The organism is Micromonospora globosa (assembly GCF_000717585.1).
Lineage (GTDB): Bacteria > Actinomycetota > Actinomycetes > Mycobacteriales > Micromonosporaceae > Micromonospora > Micromonospora aurantiaca.
Genome location: NZ_JNZR01000002.1, coordinates 1 through 17,592, shown reverse-complemented (window position 1 = coordinate 17,592; position 17,592 = coordinate 1). Strand labels below are relative to the sequence as shown.

Genomic DNA, 17,592 nt, shown 5'->3' with positions numbered 1-17,592 from the left:
GGGCCGGCCGGGTCACGAGTCGGAGCCTTCCAGGGCCATCCGGACCAGGCCGGCGACGTCGAGTTCGCGGATCTGGGTCTCGGGTGCGGGCGACGTGACCGGGACGGCGGGCGCCACGGCCGGCGTGCCGGCACTCGTACGGGCCAGCTGGAGCAGCTGGTCGAGCAGGCCCGCCTGCCGCAGCTCGTCGAGCGGGATCGCGGCGAGGGCCCGGCGCACCGACTCCTCGTCGCCGCCGTCGCCGTCGTCCCCCTCGCCGCCCGCGAAGAGCTGCTCGTACAGGTGGCCGGCCAGGCCGTCCGGGGTGGGGTAGTCGAAGACGACGGTGGTGGGCAGGTCGTGCCCGGTCGCCGCGGTGAGCAGGTTGCGCAGTTCCACGGCCGTGAGCGAGTCGAAGCCGAGGTCCAGGAAGCCCCGGTCGGTCTCGATCGCGTCGGCCGAGGGGTGGCCGAGCACCTTCGCCGCGTCGACCCGCACCATCTCCAGCAGTGCGGCCCGCCGCTCGTCGTCGGGCAGCGCCCGCAGCCCGGCGAGCAGATCCCGGGAGCCGGGCGCGACCGCGTCCGGCGCCTCGGCGGGGGTGGCGGCCAGTCCGCGTACGGCCGGCAGGTCGGCCAGCAGCGGACTGGGCCGCAGCGAGGTGAACAGCGGCTGGAAGGTGGCCCAGTCGACATCGGCGACTGTGACGCAGCTGTCGCCGGCCGCCAGGGCGTGCCGCAGCCCGGCCATCGCCACACCGGGTGGCATCACCTGCAGGCCACGGCGACGCAGCTGCTCCGCCGCACCCTCGGTGTACATGCCCGACTCGGTCCACGGTCCCCAGGCGATGGAGGTGGCCGCCAGGCCCCGGCCGCGTCGCCGCTCGGCGAGCGCGTCCAGGTAGGCGTTACCGGCCGCGTACGCGCCCTGTCCGCCGCTGCCCCACACCGCCGAGATGGACGAGAAGAGCACGAACACGTCCAGTTCGGCGTCGCCGAGCAGCTCGTCGAGGTGTTCGGCGCCGCTGACCTTCGGGGCGATGACGTACGCCAGGTCCTCCAGGGTGGTGTCGGCCAGCGGCACCACCTCGCTGACCCCCGCGGCGTGCACCACCGCGCGCAGCGGCGGCCCCTCCCGCCGGAGATCGGCCAGGAGGTCGGCCACGGCGGCGCGGTCGGCGGCGTCGCAGCGGACCACCCGGCAGTCCACGCCGAGCCCGGCCAGCTCGGAGAGCAGCTCGGCGGCGCCCGGGGTGTCGGTCCCCCGCCGGCTGGTCAGCACCACCCGTTGCGCGCCCTCGGCGGCCACCCAGCGGGCCACGTGCCCACCGAGCGCGCCGGCGCCTCCGGTGATCAGCACCGTGCCCCGGGGCTGCCACGGCGTGAGCTCCCCGTCGGTGGTGGCCGGTACGAGCCGCCGCACCAGCACCCCGGACTCGCGGACTGCGAGCTGGTCCTCCACGCCGCCGCCGGTGAGGATGCCGCCGAGGCGCATCGCCGTCCACGGCTCCAGGTCGGTGGGCAGGTCGACCAGCCCGGCCCAGCGGGCGGGCTGCTCCAGCGCGGCCACCCTGCCCAGGCCCCACAGCATCGCCTGCCGCGCGTTGGCCGGGGCGTCGCCGTCGCCGAGGCCGACGGCGCCCTGGGTGACGCACCAGAGCCGGACCGAGGCGTCGAGGTCGACGAGCTGCTGGAGCAGGTGCACGGTCGCGGCGAGGCCGCGCGGCAGCGCCGGGTGCTCGGCGTGCGGGGCGTCGTCCAGGCCGAGGAAGGACAGGATCGACAGTGGCCCGTCGCCCGCGCCGAGCGCCTCGGTGAGCACGTCGGCGAACCCGCCGCACAGCTCCTCGGAGTCGGCGGCGGTGTCCACGGGCACGATGCTCACCTCGGCGCCCAGGGCCCAGGTGCAGGAGTGCAGGTCGGGGTCGTCCGCCCGGTCGGCGGGCAGCAGCACCAGCCACCGGCCGGGGTCCTGCTCCTGCGGGGTCTCCGCGATGGGCTCCCAGACCACCCGGTAACGGGTGCCGTCGACCAGGGCCTGCTCCCGGCCGCGCCGGCGCCACGCCGACAGGGCGGGCAGCACGGTGCCGAACGGCTGGTCGCGATGAACGTCGAGGTCGCGGGCCAGCGACTCGAGGTCCTCGGCCTCGACCGCGGCCCAGAAGCGGCGCTCAACCTCGGTGGCCTCGTCGGCGGCCACGAGGGCGGCCCAGGGCGGCGGCTCCGGCCAGTAGCGCTGCCGGTCGAACGCGTAGGTGGGCAGCTCGACCCGCTGGGCGCCGGTGCCGGCGTAGAGGACGGACCAGTCCGGGGAGACGCCATGGGTGTGCAGCGCGGCGAGCGCGCGCAGCAGGGTGGTCGGCTCGGCGCGGTCCCGGCGCAGGGCGGGCACCACCAGTGGGGCCCGGCCGCCGGCCGGGGCCTCGGCCAGGACGGCCTGGGCGAGGGCGGTGAGCACGCCGTCCGGGCCGATCTCGACGTAGCCGGTGACGTTGCGCTCGCGCAGTGCCACGACGGCGTCGGCGAAGCGTACCGCCTCGCGGGCGTGGCGCACCCAGTAGTCGGGCGTGCCGATCTCCGCCGCGTCGACCGGCGCGCCGGTGACGGTGGAGACCATCGGGATGCTCGGAGCCGCGTACCGCAGCCGTCCGGCGACGGCGGCGAGGTCGTCGAGCACCGGATTCATCAGCGGACTGTGGAACGCGTGGCTGACCGTCAGGCGCCGGACCCGGACGCCCCGGCCGGCCCACTCGGAGGCCAGTTCCTCGACGGCGTCGCCGGCCCCGGACACCACGACGGCGGAGGGGCCGTTGACGGCGGCGACGGAGACCCGGTCGGCCCGCTCGCCGAGCGTGGCGGTCACCTCGGCCTCGGTGGCGGCGACGGCGAGCATCGCCCCGCCGGCCGGCAGCGCCTGCATCAGCCGGCCCCGGGCGGCGACCAGCTCGGCGGCGTCGGCCAGGGAGAGCACGCCTGCGGCGTGGGCGGCGGCGATCTCGCCGATCGAGTGCCCGGCGACGGCGTCGGGACGGACCCCCCACGCCTCGAACAGCCGGAACAGCGCCACCTCCACGGCGAACAACGCCGGCTGGGTGAATTCGGTGCGGTCCAGCGCCTCGGCCTCGGGCGTGCCGGGCTCGGCGAAGAGCAGTGGCTTGAGCGGGCGGGGCAGGTGCGCTTCGAGGGCGGCGCAGGCCTCGTCCAGGGCGGCGGCGAAGACGGGGAACGCCTCGGCCAGCTCGCGACCCATCCCGGCCCGCTGGGCGCCCTGCCCCGAGAACAGGTACGCCACCTTCGGCCGGGGCACCGCCACGCCGGTGACCACCAGCGGCGCGTCCTTGCCGGTGCCGAGGGCGCGCAGCCCGGCATCCAGCGCGATCCGGTCGGTGGCCAGCACGACGGCCCGGTGCTCCAGGGCGGCCCGGGCGACGGCCGACGACCAGCCGACGTCGACCGTACGTGGCGCCTCCAGCCCGGTGAGCTGCTCGGACCAGCGCTGCGCCTGGGCGGCCAGCGCGGACGCCGAACGGCCCGACAGCAGCACCGGCACCACCGGCAGCCGCGCCGGGTCACCCGTCGGCTGCTCGGCTTCGACCGGCTCCGGGGCCTGCTCCAGGATGGTGTGCGCGTTGGTGCCGCTGATGCCGAACGAGGAGACGGCGGCGCGGCGCGGGTGGTCGGTGACCGGCCAGGGGCGGCCCTCGCCGAGCAGTTCGACCGCGCCGACGCTCCAGTCCACCTGGTCGGTCGGCTCGTCGACGTGCAGGGTCTGCGGCAGGTAGCCGTGCCGCAGCGCCAGCACCATCTTGATGATCCCGGCGACACCGGCGGCGGCCTGGGTGTGACCGATGTTCGACTTGATCGAGCCGAGCCAGAGCGGCTGCTCGGCGGGCCGCTCCCGGCCGTACGTGGCGAGCAGGGCCTGCGCCTCGATCGGGTCGCCGAGCTTCGTGCCGGTGCCGTGCGCCTCGACGGCGTCCACGTCGGCCGGGGCGAGGCCGGCGTTGGCGAGCGCCTGCCGGATCACCCGCTGCTGCGACGGGCCGTTCGGGGCGGTGAGGCCGTTGGAAGCGCCGTCCTGGTTGACGGCGCTGCCCCGGATGACCGCGAGCACCGGGTGACCGTTGCGGCGGGCGTCGGAGAGCCGCTCGACGAGCAGCAGGCCGAGGCCCTCGCCCCAGCCGGTGCCGTCGGCGGCGGAGGCGAACGCCTTGACCCGGCTGTCCGGGGCGAGGCCCCGCTGCCGGCTGAAGCCGACGAACACCCCGGGGGTGGACATGACGGTGACGCCGCCGACCAGGGCGAGGGAGCACTCCGAGCGGCGCAGCGCCTGGCAGGCCCAGTGCAGCGCGACCAGCGACGACGAGCAGGCGGTGTCCACCGAGACGGCTGGCCCCTCCAGCCCGAGGGTGTACGACACCCGGCCCGAGAGGACGCTGCCGGCATTGCCGGTCATCAGGTGCCCCTCGGCGCCCTCGGCGCTGAACATCAGGTTGCGGTAGTCCTGGTAGTTGGTGCCGACGAAGACGCCGGTGGCGCTGCCGCGCAGCGTGTGCGGGTCGATCCCGGCCCGCTCGATCGCCTCCCAGGACGCCTCCAGCAGCAGTCGCTGCTGCGGGTCCATGGCGAGGGCCTCGCGGGGGCTGATGCCGAAGAAGCCGGCGTCGAAGTCGGTGGCGCCGGTGACGAAGCCACCCTCCCGGGCGTAGCTGGTGCCCTCCTTGTCCGGGTCGGAGTCGAAGAGCCGGTCCAGGTCCCAGCCCCGGTCGGTGGGGAACTCCCCGATGGCGTCGCCGCCGGAGGCGAGGAGCTGCCACAGCTGCTCCGGGGTGTCCGCCCCACCCGGCAGGCGGCAGCTCATCGCCACGATGGCGATCGGGTCGTCGTCCTCGGCCGCGGTGGCCGGGGCGGGGGTGGACACGTCGGGCACGATCCCGGTGAGCAGTTCGCCGAGGTGCGCGGCGAGCACCGTCGGGTTCGGATAGTCGAAGGCGAGCGTCGCGGGCAGCCGCAGGTCGGTGGCGGCGGCCAAGAAGTTGCGCATGTCGACTGCCGTCAGCGAATCCAGGCCGAGGTCGCGGAAGGGCTGGGTGGCCGGGATGTCGTCGGCGGCCCCGTAGCCGAGGGCCGTCGCCGCGCACTGCCGCACCAGCTCCAGCAGTGTCGCGGCGCGCTCCCCCGGCGCGAGCGCGGCGAGCCGCCGGGCGAGGGCCGATGGTACGTCCGTCTCCTCCTCGGCGGCCTCCTGCCCGGCCGGCTGCGTCGCCTCCTGGGCCTCGGCGAGGTCGCCGATCAGCGGGCTGGGCCGCACCAGGGTGAACGCGGGGGCGAAACGGGCCCAGTCGATGTCGGCGACGACTGTGGTGGGCTCGTCGCGGCGCAGCGCCCGGGCGAGGGCCTCGACGGCCAGTTCCGGGTCCATGCCGATCATGCCGCCCCGGCGCAGCCGCTCCTGGGCGCGTTCGTTCTCGGCGGGCAGGCCGGCCCCGCGCCAGGCACCCCAGGCCACCGAGAGGGCGGGCAGTCCCTCGGCCCGGCGCCGCTCGGCGAGGGCGTCGAGGAAGGCGTTGGCCGCCCCGTACGCGCCCTGCCCGGCGTTGCCGGTGGTGCCGGCCACCGAGGAGAAGAGCACGAAGGCGTCCAGGTCGAGGTCGCGGGTCAGCTCGTCCAGGTGCAGCGCGGCGACGCACTTCGACGCGGCGACGGTGTGCAGGCGCTGCGCGGTGACGGTGTCGACGATGCCGTCGTCGAGGACGGCGGCGGTGTGCAGCACGGCGCTCAGCGGGGCGTCGGCGGGGACGGCGGCGAGCAGGTCGGCCACCTGTGCCCGGTCGGCGACGTCGCAGCGGGCCACTGTGACCCGTACGCCGAGGTCGGTCAGCTCCGCCTCCAGCTCGGCGGCGCCCGGGGCGTCCGGGCCGCGCCGGCTGGCCAGCAGGACGTGCGCGGCGCCGGAGCGGCCGGCCCAGCGGGCCAGATGCCCGCCCAGTCCGCCGGTGCCACCGGTGATCAACACGGTGCCGCGCATCCGCCAGGTGTCGTCCGCGTCGCCGGAGGCGGCCGGCTCGGGTTCGGTGATCCGGGTGAGGCGGCGGACGAAGACGCCGGAGGCGCGGACGGCGAGCTGGTCCTCGCCCCGGCCGGACTGCTCCGCGCCGTCGTCGCCGAAGGCGTCTTCGCCACCGCTGGCGCCGAGCGCCGCGCAGAGCAGCGCGCCGGCCTGCGCGTCGAGCACGTCGGGCAGGTCGAGCAGGCCGCCCCAGCGGGCGGGGTGTTCCAGGGCGACGGCGCGGCCGAGCCCCCAGACGGAGGCGGCGGCGGGGCGTGGCGCCGGGTCGTCTGCGCAGGCCACGACGGCTCCCCGGGTGGCGCACCACAGCGGCGCCTCGACGCCGAGCAGCCCGAGCGCCTGCACCAGCAGGGCGGTGCCCGAGACGGCCAGCGAGGTGGCCGGGTGCTCCGGGTGCGCCCGCTCGTCCAGGCCCAGCAGCGAGAGCACGGCGACGGGGCCGCCGGGGCCGGGGAGCGCGGCGCTGAGGCGCTCGGCCAGCGCCGCCGGATCGCCGGTGGCGTCCAGCTCCACCGGGACGACGTCCGCGCCGAAGTTGCCGAGGGCCGACAGCACGTCGGTGACCAGCGGGTCGTCTTCCAGCGCCGCGGGCACCGGCACGAGCCAGGTGCCGGCGAGCCAGGTCAGCGGCAGGTCGGGCAGGGCTCGCCAGGTGACCCGGTAGCGCCAGCGGTCGATGTCCGGGGCGGCGTCGGCCGCGGCGAGGAAGAGCGGCGGCGCGGGCCAGTACCGGTGCTCGACGAACGTGGTGTACCCGGCAGCCACAGCCGTCCGCACGGCCGCGTCGAAGAGCACAGTCTGCCGCAGATTGTCGTACCAGTAGTCAGCGGTCATCACCGCCGGGTCGACCCAGTCCCCGGTGAGAGTGGACACGAGCCGGGTATGACCGGCCCGCGGACTGACACCGGCCAGATCCGCGCGAAGCTGCTCGGCGACCTCCTGCACCGCGGGTGAATGCGACGCGTAGTCCACCGGGATCAACCGGGCACGAACACCCTCGGCCCGGCACGCCTGCACAAGGCCGGCGACACGCTCCGGCGGACCGGACACCACGACGGTGGACGGACCGTTGACCGCCGCGACCCCGACACCCGCAAACGCGGGCAGCCGCTCGGCCACCGCGTCGACCGGCAGGTCCACCGACGCCATGGTCCCCGTACCACGCAGCACGGCCAGAGCACGCGAACGCAGCGCCACCGTCCTCGCCGCATCCTCCAGACTCAGAATGCCCGCCACACACGCTGCACCGATCTCACCCTGCGAATGGCCGATCACCACCTCCGGCACCACACCCGCCGCGCGCCACACGGCCGCCAGAGCGACACCGACGGCCCACAGCACCGGCTGCACGACCTCGACCCGCTCCAGCCACGACTCGTCCTCACCCGTGAGCACCGACACGAGATCCACATCGAGATACGGCGCCAAAGCCCGCCGGCACTCGGCCAAACACTCGTCGAACACCGGCACACGACCCACCAGGCCCGCCGCCATCCGCACCGACTGCGCACCCTGACCCGGAAACACGAAAACCGGACCCGCACCCGGACCCGACGCCGCCCCCGCGACCACATTCCCCGCCGGCTCACCGGCAGCGAAAGCGTCCAGCCCAGCGAGCAGCCCCTCAGCAGACGACCCGACGACGACCACCCGATGATCGAACGCCGACCGGGTGGTCGCCAACGACCACCCCACCGCCACCGGATCGACCTCACCCCGCTCACGCACATGCCCCGCGAGCCGGACAACCTGCCCAGCCAACGCAGCCCTCGACCGCGCCGACACCGGCCAGACAACCACATCCGAAGCGACCAGACCGGACCCGGACACGGACTCGACAACACCCGACTCGACCGGCTCGGTCGGCTGCTCGATGATCACGTGGGCGTTGGTGCCGGAGATGCCGAACGAGGAGACGGCGCCCCGGCGTACCCGGCCCGTCTCGGGCCACGGGCGTGCCTCCGTGGCCAGTTCCACCGCGCCGGCCGCCCAGTCGACGTGCGGAGACGGCGCGTCGACGTGCAGCGTCGCCGGCACGAGGCCGTGCCGGATGGCGAGCACCAGCTTGATCACGCCGGCCACGCCCGCGGCGGCCTGGGCATGGCCGATGTTCGACTTCACCGAGCCGAGCAGCAGTGGCGGGGCCTCGCCACGGTCCTGCCCGTACGTGGCGATGAGCGCCTGCGCCTCGATCGGGTCGCCCAGCTTGGTGCCGGTGCCGTGCGCCTCCACGACGTCGACGTCGGCGGTGGAGAGCCGGGCGGAGGTGAGGGCCTGGCTGATGACCCGCTGCTGCGCCGGCCCGTTGGGCGCGGTCAGCCCGTTCGACGCGCCGTCCTGGTTGACGGCCGTGCCGCGTACCACCGCCAGGACGCGGTGGCCGTTGCGGCGGGCGTCCGACAGCCGCTCGACCAGCAGCCAGCCGACCCCCTCGGAGAACCCGGCGCCGTCGGCGGCGGCGGCGAACGACCGGCACCGCCCGTCGGTGGAGAGTGCGCGCTGCCGGCTGGATCCGATGTAGAGGCCCGGAGTGGCCATCACCGTCACCCCGCCGGCCAGCGCCAGGTCGCACTCCCTCGCCCGCAGCGCCTGCACGGCGAGGTGCAGCGCCACCAGAGACGACGAGCAGGCCGTGTCGATGGAGACGGCCGGTCCTTCGAGCCCGAGGGCGTACGACACCCGGCCCGACGCGACGGCCGCCGCGCCCCCGGTCATCGAGTGCCCCTCGTCGCCGTCGGGCGACATCATCAGCAGGGTGCCGTAGTCCTGCCCGTTGGTGCCGACGAACACCCCGGTCCGGCTGCCGCGCAGCGAGGCGGGATCGATGCCGGCGGCCTCTACCGCCTCCCAGGAGGTCTCCAGCAGCAGCCGCTGCTGGGGGTCCATGGTCAGCGCCTCGCGGGGCGAGATGCCGAAGAAGGCGGAGTCGAAGTCGCCGGCCCCGTCGACGAACCCGCCCTCCCGGGCGTACGAGGTGCCCGGGTGGTCGGGGTCGGGGTGGTAGAGGCGCTCCAGATCCCAGCCCCGGTCGTCGGGGAAGGGCGCGACGGCGTCCCGGCCCTCCCGCAACAGCTCCCACAGGTCGTCGGGGTTGCGCACCCCGCCCGGCAACCGGCAGCTCATCGCCACGATCGCCACCGGCTCCAGTTCCTGGGACTGGGCCTCGCTGAGTCGGCGGCGGGTGTCGTGGAGATCAGCCATGACCCGCTTGAGGTAATCGCGGAGCTTGTCTTCATTGGCCATCGGAGTGCCGCTTCCTCGAAAGAGACGGGAGAGAGCTGGAGCTGGGGTCAGGAGATGCCGAGGTCCTTGTCCACCATCGCGAACAGTTCGTCGTCGGTGGCGTCGTCGAGATGCCGGCCGATGTCGGCGCCGCCGCTGTCCTGGCCGAGCCGGGAGAGCATCGCCTGCAGGCGTACGGTGGCCCGCACCCGGGCCGCCTCGTCCCGCGCGACCACGTCGAGGCCCTCGGCGATCCGGTCCAGATCGTCGAGGAGCGCGTTCGGGGTGACCACGTCGTCATGGGCGACCTCGGCGTAGAGGTACTCCGCCAGGGTCGTCGGGGTCGGGTAGTCGAAGACCAGGGTGACCGGGAGCGCCACGGCGGTGGCCGAGCCGAGCCGGTTACGCAGCTCGACGGCGGTGACGGAGTCGAAGCCCAGCTCCCGGAACGCCCGATGCTCGTCCACCGACTCGGCGGACGGGTAGTTGAGCACGGCGGCGACCTGGCTACGGACCAGGCCGAGCAGCACGGCGAACCGCTCGGTGGCGGGCAGCCCGGCGAGCCGGTCCCGCAACGACTCCGGGCCGTCGCCGACCTCCACACTGGCCACCGCCTCGGCGGCGGCGAGCCGCCGGACGTCCGGCAGGTCGCTGATCAGCGGACCGGGCCGGGTGGCGGTGAACGCGACGGAGAACCGTTCCCAGGCGATGTCGGCGATGGTGAGGAACGCCTCGCCGTGGTCCACGGCCTGGTGCAGCGCGGTGATCGCCGCCTCCGGGGTCATCTCGGGTACACCGTGGCGGTGCAGCAGATCGCCGAGCGGCCCGTCGGCCATACCGCCGCCAGCCCACGCCCCCCAGGCGATGGAGGTGGCGGTGAGGCCGAGGCCGCGACGGTGCTGGGCGAGCGCGTCGAGGAACGCGTTGCTCGGGGCGTAGTTGCCGACGCCGGAGCTGGCCACGCTGCCGGCGAAGGACGAGAACATGACGAACGCGGACAGCTCGTGGTCGAGGGTCAGCTCGTGCAGGTTGTACGCGACGTCGACCTTGGCCTGCAGCACCCGTTCGATCTGCTCGGGCCGGATGTCGTTGATCATGGCGTCGTCGAGGACGGCGGAGGCGTGCACGACCACGGTGAGCGGGTACTCGGCGGGGATCTGGTCGATCAGCTCGGCCAGGGCTTCGCGGTCGGAGGCGTCGCACTCGGCCACGACGGCCTGGGCGCCCAGCGCGGTGAGGTCGTCGACGAGCTGCTGCGCACCGGGTGCGGCCATGCCCCGGCGGCTGACGACGACGATGTTCTCCACACCGCTGCGGGCCAGCCAGCGGGCGGCGTGCCCACCGAGCGCGCCGGTGCCGCCGGTGACGAGCGCCGTGCCGTACGGCTGCCACGGGTTGGCGGGCTGGCTGTCGCCGAGCGGGACGCGGGTGAGCCGGCGGGCGAGCAGGCCAGTCGGCCGTACCGCGATCTGGTCCTCGTCCCCGGCGGTGGTGAGGGCCGCGACGAGCAGGTCGGCGCAGCGGTCCTCGACGGCCTCGGGCAGGTCCACGAGCCCGCCCCAGCGCTGCGGGTGCTCCAGCGCGGCGACCCGGCCGAAGCCCCAGACCAGCGACTGCACCGGGGAGCGCAGCAGGTCGGCCATACCGACGGACGCGGCGCCGGAGGTGACGCTCCACATCGGCGCGCGCAGGCCGATGTCGCCGAGGGCCTGGAAGAGCGCGACGGTGGCGGCGAAGCCGCCGGGCACGGAGGGGTGCAGCGGGTGGGCCAGTTCGTCGAAGGCGAGCAGCGAGACCACGCCGGCGACCTCGGCGGTGGCGTCGCCGCCCGGTGCGGCGGCCAGCGCCTCCCGCAGCAGCTTCCCGAACTGGTCGCGGTCGACGTCGGGCGTGGACACGGCCACCGGGACGAGGGTCGCGCCGGCCGCCGCGAACGCCTCGACGCAGGTGTCCTGCCATGGCTCGATGATGTCGCCGGTCGGCAGGACCACGACCCAGGTGCCGTCCATGCCCCGGTTGGCGACGCCGGTCAGCGGCTTCCAGGTGTCCTGGTAGCGCCAGCTGTCGATGTCGGCCTGCCGGCGCCGCTGCCGGCGCCAGGAGGCGAGCATCGGCAGGGCCGGCAGCAGCGCGTCGAGGACCTCGTGTGCCGGGGTCTCCTCGGTGGCGATGGTCTCGGCGAGGGCCGTGACGTCCCCGCTCTCGACTGCGGCCCAGAAGCCCGCGTCGCCCGGGTCGCCGCTCATGCCCGACAGCAGGCTCTCCAGGTCGGGCCCGCCGCTGCCGTCGAGCCAGTACCGGTGGTGGTCGAAGGCGTAGGTGGGCAGGTCGACGGTGGCCGCGCTCGACGAACGTGGTGTACCCGGCAGCCACAGCCGTCCGCACGGCCGCGTCGAAGAGCACAGTCTGCCGCAGATTGTCGTACCAGTAGTCAGCGGTCATGGTGAGCGGGTCAGCCCACTCGCCCGTGAGGGTGGAGACCAGCCGGGTGTGGCCGGCCCGCGGGGTGACGCCGGCCAGGTCCGCGCGAAGCTGCTCGGCCACCTGCTGCACGGCCTCGGAGTGCGACGCGTAGTCCACGGGGATCAGCCGGGCGCGGACGCCCTGCGCCTGGCACGCCTGCACGAGGTCGGCCACGGGCTGCGGCGGGCCGGACACCACGACGGTGGACGGCCCGTTGACGGCCGCGACACCGACACCCGGGAACTCCCCCAGGCGCTCGGCAACCGCGTCGGCCGACAGGTCGATCGACGCCATCGTCCCGGTCCCCCGCAGCACCGTCAGCGCCCGCGACCGCAACGCCACTGCCCTCGCAGCGTCCTCCAGGCTCAGGATCCCGGCGACACAGGCCGCGCCGATCTCGCCCTGCGAGTGACCGATCACCGCGTCCGGGACGACGCCCGCCGCGCGCCACACGGCCGCCAGGGCGATGCCGACGGCCCACAGCACGGGCTGCACGACCTCGACCCGCTCCAGCCACGACTCGTCGTCACCGGTCAACACCCCGACGAGGTCCACGTCGAGGTACGGCGCCAGGGCCCGCTGGCACTCGGCCAGCTTCGCGTCGAACACCGGCGTACGACCGACGAGCCCGGCCGCCATCCGCGCCGACTGCGCCCCCTGACCCGGGAACACGAAGACGGGACCTGCGCCGGCGCTGGTGACCGTACCGCTGACGAGGTTCCCTGCCGGCTGGCCGGCGGCGAGGGCGTCCAGCCCGGCCAGCAGCTCGTCGGCGGTCGACCCGACGACGGCGGCACGGTGGTCGAACGTCGAGCGGGTGGTGGCCAGCGACCAGCCGACCGCCGCCGGATCGATCTCGCCGCGTCTGCGCAGGAAGTCCGCGAGCCGGGCCGCCTGCCCGCCCAGGGCGGTCCTCGACCGGGCCGACACCGGCCAGAGGGTCACGTCCGAGGCGACCAGGTCCGGCCGGCGCGCGGGCTCGACGGCGCCGGTCCCGTCCGCCTGCTCGCCGTCGACGGTCGCCGCCTCGGCGACGCGCGGGCGGTACTCCTCGAGGATGACGTGGGCGTTGGTGCCGCTGACCCCGAAGGAGGAGACGCCGCCGCGGCGGGGGCGGTCCAGCTCCGGCCACGGCTTGGACTCGGTGAGCAGGGAGACCGCCCCGGACGTCCAGTCCACGTGCGGGGACGGCTCGTCGATGTGCAGGGTCTCCGGCATGACGCCGTTGCGCAGCGCCATCACCATCTTGACCAGACCTGCGACGCCGGCGGCGCTCTGGGTGTGGCCGATGTTCGACTTCACCGAGCCCAGCCACAGCGGCCGGTCCGCCGGGCGGTCCTGCCCGTACGTGGCGATGAGCGCCTGCGCCTCGATCGGGTCGCCGAGGGTAGTGCCGGTGCCGTGCGCCTCGACCATGTCGACGTCGGCGGTGGAGAGCCGGGCGTTGGCGAGGGCCTGGCGGATGACCCGCTGCTGGGAGGGGCCGTTGGGGGCGGTGAGCCCGTTGGAGGCGCCGTCCTGGTTGAGGGCGCTGCCCCGGATCACGGCGAGGACCGGGTGGCCGTTGCGTTCGGCGTCGGCCAGCCGCTCCACGACGAGCACGCCGCCGCCCTCGCCCCAGCCGGTGCCGTCCGCGCCGGCCGCGAAGGCCCTGCACCGGCCGTCGACGGACATGCCGCGCTGCCGGGAGAAGACGACGAACACGCCGGGGGTGACCATGACGGTGACGCCACCGGCGATGGCCAGGTCGCACTCGCCGCGGCGCAGCGCGTTCACGGCGAGGTGCAGGGCCACCAGCGAGGAGGAGCAGGCGGTGTCCACGGTGACGGCCGGGCCGTTGAGGCCGAGGGTGAACGAGATCCGGCCGGACGCGACGCTTGTGGTGTTGCCGGTGCCGATGTACATGTCGACGCCCTCGGGCACGTGCGGCAGACCCATGCCGTAGTTCGAGGTGCTCAGCCCGACGAAGACACCGGTGGAGCTGCCGCGCAGCGACAGCGGGTCGATGCCGGCCCGCTCGACGGCCTCCCAGGACGTCTCCAGCAACAACCGCTGCTGCGGGTCCATGGCGAGGGCCTCACGCGGCGAGATGCCGAAGAGGGACGGGTCGAAGTCGCCGGCACCGTCGAGGAACCCGCCGATGCGGGTGTAGCTCTTACCCGGCTTGTTGGGATCGGGGTCGTAGAGCGCCTCCAGGTCCCACCCCCGGTCGTCGGGGAACTCGGTGAGCGCGTCCCGGCCGTCGGCGACGAGCTCCCACAGGTCCTCCGGCGACCGGACGCCACCGGGGAAGCGGCAGCTCATGGAGACGATGGCCAGCGGCTCCTGATCCCGGGCCTCGACGGTCTGCAGCTTGCGCTTGGTGTCGTGCAGGTCTGCGGTCACCCGCTTGAGGAAGTACCGCAGCTTGTCGTCGCTCATCGGGTGGCCCCTGCCTCGATCCGAAGGTTGGTCATCTCAGGAGATTCCAAACTCTTTGCTGATGAAGTCGAAGATCTCGTCGTCGCTGGCCGAGTCGAGGTCTGGCCGGTCCGGTTCGACGGAGGGCCCGGCCGCAAGGTCGGACGCCTTGGCGAGCAGGTCCTGCATCCGGGCGGTGAACCGGGCGCGGGCCGCCGGGTCGAGCGGGATGGCGGTGAGCAGGCTCTCCACCGTGTCGATGCCCTGGAAGAGCGGTTGGGTGGAGGGCGCCGCGTCGGCGGCGATCTCGCTTGTCAGCTTCTCGGCGAGCGCCGTCGGCGTCGGGTAGTCGAAGACGAGCGTCGCCGGCAGCCGCAGGCCGGACAGGTTGTTGAGCCGGTTGCGCAGGTCGACGGCGGTGAGTGAGTCGAATCCCAGGTCGGTGAAGAGCCGGTTCGGGTCGACCGCGTCAGGGCCGGCGTGGCCGAGGACGGCGGCGATGTTCGCCCGTACCACGTCGAGCACCACCTTGAGCCGCTCCGGAGCGGCCAGTCCGGCGAGCCGCTGGCCGAGTTGGACCCCGCCGGAGCGGGCACCGGTGGCGTCCACGGAGCGCCGCAGCGGCACCCGGACCATGGCCCGGAGGATGGGCGCGAGGGTGCCGCCCTCCGCCTGCCCGCGCAGCGTCCCGACGTCCAGGCGCATCGGCAGGACGGCCGCCGCGTCGAGCCGCCACGCGGCGTCGAAGAGATTCAGCGCCTGCTCGGTGGCCAGGCCGGTGGCGCCCTGCTCGGCCATCCGTCGCACGTCGTCGTCGCCGAGGTGACCCGTCATGCCGCTGGCCTGCTCCCACAGGCCCCAGGCGAGCGAGTTGCCGGCGAGCCCACGTGCCCGGCGGTGCGCCGCGAGGGCGTCGAGGAAGGCGTTCGACGCCGCGTAGTTGGACTGGCCGGCGCTGCCCAGCGTGGCCGCCGCCGAGGAGAACAGGACGAAGGCCGCGAGGTTCGCGTCGGCCGTGAGGCGGTGCAGGTGCCAGGCGGCGTCGATCTTCGGCACGGCGACCGCGTCCACCCGGTCGGGGGTCATCGACTCCAGCACGCCGTCGTCGAGGACGCCGGCGGCGTGCACCACGGCGGTGAGCGGGTGCGCCGCGGGCACCCCGGCCAGCAGCGCCGACAGGGCCTCGGGGTCGGCGGCGTCGCAGGCCACGACGGCCACCTCCGTACCGGTGCCGGCGAGTTCGGTGACCAGGTCGCCGATCCCCTCGGCCGCCGCGCCGCGCCGCCCGGCCAGCAGCAGGTGCCGTACGCCGTGGCTGGTGGCGAGGTGGCGGGCCAGGATGCGGCCCAGCACGCCGGTGCCGCCGGTGATCAGCACGGTGCCGGCCGGGTCGATCCCGCCGGGCAGCGGCTCGACGGCGGCCGGAACCCGGCCGAGCCGTGGCGTGCGGACCTGCCCGTCGCGCACGGCGAGCTGCGGCTCGCCGGAGGCGATGGCGGCGGCCACCGCGGCGGCGCTGTCCGGGGCGTCGTCGAGGTCGACGAGCTGGCACCGGCCCGGGTGTTCGAGCTGGGCGGTGCGCAGCAGGCCCCAGACGGGGGCCTGGCGCAGGTTCACCGGCTCCTGCTCCCCTGCCGCGACTGCGTTCCGGGTGACGAGCACCAGCCGCGAGTCGGCGAACCGGTCGTCGGCGAGCCAGGTCCGCAACGCGGCGAGCGTACGGTGCGTGGTGGCCCGCGCCTGTGCGGCGAGCTCCGGGTCCGTCGGGTCCCCGGCGTCGCCGACCGGGACGATCACCGCCTCGGGCGTCGGCTCACCCCCGGCGAGCAGGTCGCCCAGCGAGTCGAGCCCGACGTCGGTACGCACCCGGGCACCGGCCGCCTCGCAGGCGGCGCTGAGCGCCAGGTCGTCGCCGAGCGCCACCCAGCGGGTGGCCGCCGGCACTGGGCCGGTTGGCACCGGCAGCACCGGCCAGTCCACCTGGAACAGCGACTCGTGCCGGCCGGAGCGGGCCGCGCCGAGGGAGTCCCCGGAGACGCGGCGCATGATCAGCGAGTCGACGTGCAGCACCGGGGCGCCGGTGGCGTCGGCCACCTGGAAGGAGACGCCGACCTCGCCGGCCGCGGCGACGCGTACGCGCAGGGCGGTGGCCCCGGCGGCGAGCAGGGAGACCCCGGTCCAGGCGAACGGCAGACGGGGCACGCTGGCGTCGGCGCCGTCGCCCATCCGGCCGAGGAAGCCGCCGATCGACATGGCCTGCAGCGCGCCGTCCAGCAGTGCCGGGTGCACGCCGAAGCGGCCGGCCGTGGCGTGGTGGTCGGCGGGCAGCTCGACCTCGGCGAAGACCTCGTCGTCGCGGGTCCACGCGGCGCGCAGGCCACGGAACGCCGGTCCGTAGCCGAAGACGGTCGCCTCGATACCGGAGTAGAAGTCGTCGGACTCGACGCGTGTCGCGCCGGGCGGCGGCCAGACCCCTAGGTCGAAGGCGGGCGCGGCGTCGGCCGGCTGCGGGCCGAGCAGACCGGTGGCGTGGCAGGTCCAGGCGACGTCGGCGAGGATCTCGTCCGAGCCGTCCCGGTAGGGCCGGGAGTAGAGCTGGACGGTACGCCGCCCGTCGTCGTCCCGGTCGCCGACCGTCAGCTGCACCTGGAGCGCGCCGAGTTCGGGCAGGACGAGCGGGGCGAGCAGGGTCAGCTCCTCCACCGTCGGGCAGCCGGCCTGCTCACCGGCGTACGTGGCCAGTTCGACGAAGGCGGTGCCGGGCAGCAGGATGTTGTCCATCACCCGGTGCTCGCCGAGCCACGGGTGGGTACGCACCGACAGCCGCCCGGTGAAGACCATCCGCTCGCTGTCGGGGAAGGTCAGCGCGGCGCTGAGCAGCGGGTGCCCGGCGTCCTGGAGGCCGGCGGAGGCGACGTCCTGCGCCCGGTGCACCGGCGGCTCGACCCAGTACCGCTGGTGGTCGAAGGCGTACGTGGGCAGTGCGACGGTGTCGGTCTCGGCGAGTACGGCCGTCAGGTCGACGGGCAGACCGATCGTGTGCGCGGTGGCGAGGTTCGTCAGCAGCCGCGTCGCGTCGTCGTCACCGCGGCGCAGACTGCCCAGCGTGTGCCCGCTCACGCCGGCGTCGTCCAGGATCGCCGTGACCGGCATCGCCAGCACCGGGTGCGGAGAGATCTCCACGAACGTGGTGTGACGTCCGCCGTCATCGACGCCGGGTCCACCCAGTCCCCGGTGAGCGTCGACACGAGGCGGGTGTGGCCCGGCTGCGGCGTCACGTCGGCCAGGTCGGCGCGCAACTGCTCCGCGACGTCCTGCACCGCCGCCGAATGCGACGCATAATCCACCGGAATCAACCGCGCCCGCACCCCGTCGGCCTGACACGCCTCCACCAGGTCGGCAACCGGCCGCGGCGGACCCGACACCACCACCGTCGACGGACCGTTCACCGCCGCAACG

Annotated in this window: 1 protein-coding gene and 3 pseudogenes; all 4 read right to left on the bottom strand. The window is 74.8% G+C overall.

The features are described 5' to 3' along the window. Positions 1 to 12: 12 nt before the first annotated feature. Positions 13 to 9,291, bottom strand: coding sequence for a type I polyketide synthase (locus IF06_RS0102660; protein ID WP_030268706.1), 9,279 nt, complete (start codon positions 9,289 to 9,291; stop codon positions 13 to 15). Positions 9,292 to 9,338: 47 nt separating this feature from the next. Next, positions 9,339 to 9,725, bottom strand: a pseudogene (locus IF06_RS34925) (phosphopantetheine-binding protein); the annotation flags it as partial. Between the two features lie 55 nt (positions 9,726 to 9,780). Next, a pseudogene (locus IF06_RS31935) lies at positions 9,781 to 14,118 on the bottom strand (type I polyketide synthase); the annotation flags it as partial. A gap of 72 nt (positions 14,119 to 14,190) precedes the next feature. Beyond that, positions 14,191 to 17,592 (bottom strand): annotated as a pseudogene (locus IF06_RS31930) (SDR family NAD(P)-dependent oxidoreductase); the annotation flags it as partial.

What these genes read in the sequence shown, in the direction of transcription:
- IF06_RS0102660 (WP_030268706.1), bottom strand. Translation starts at nt 9,291, where the DNA reads ATGGCCAATGAAGACAAGCTCCGCGATTACCTCAAGCGGGTCATGGCT.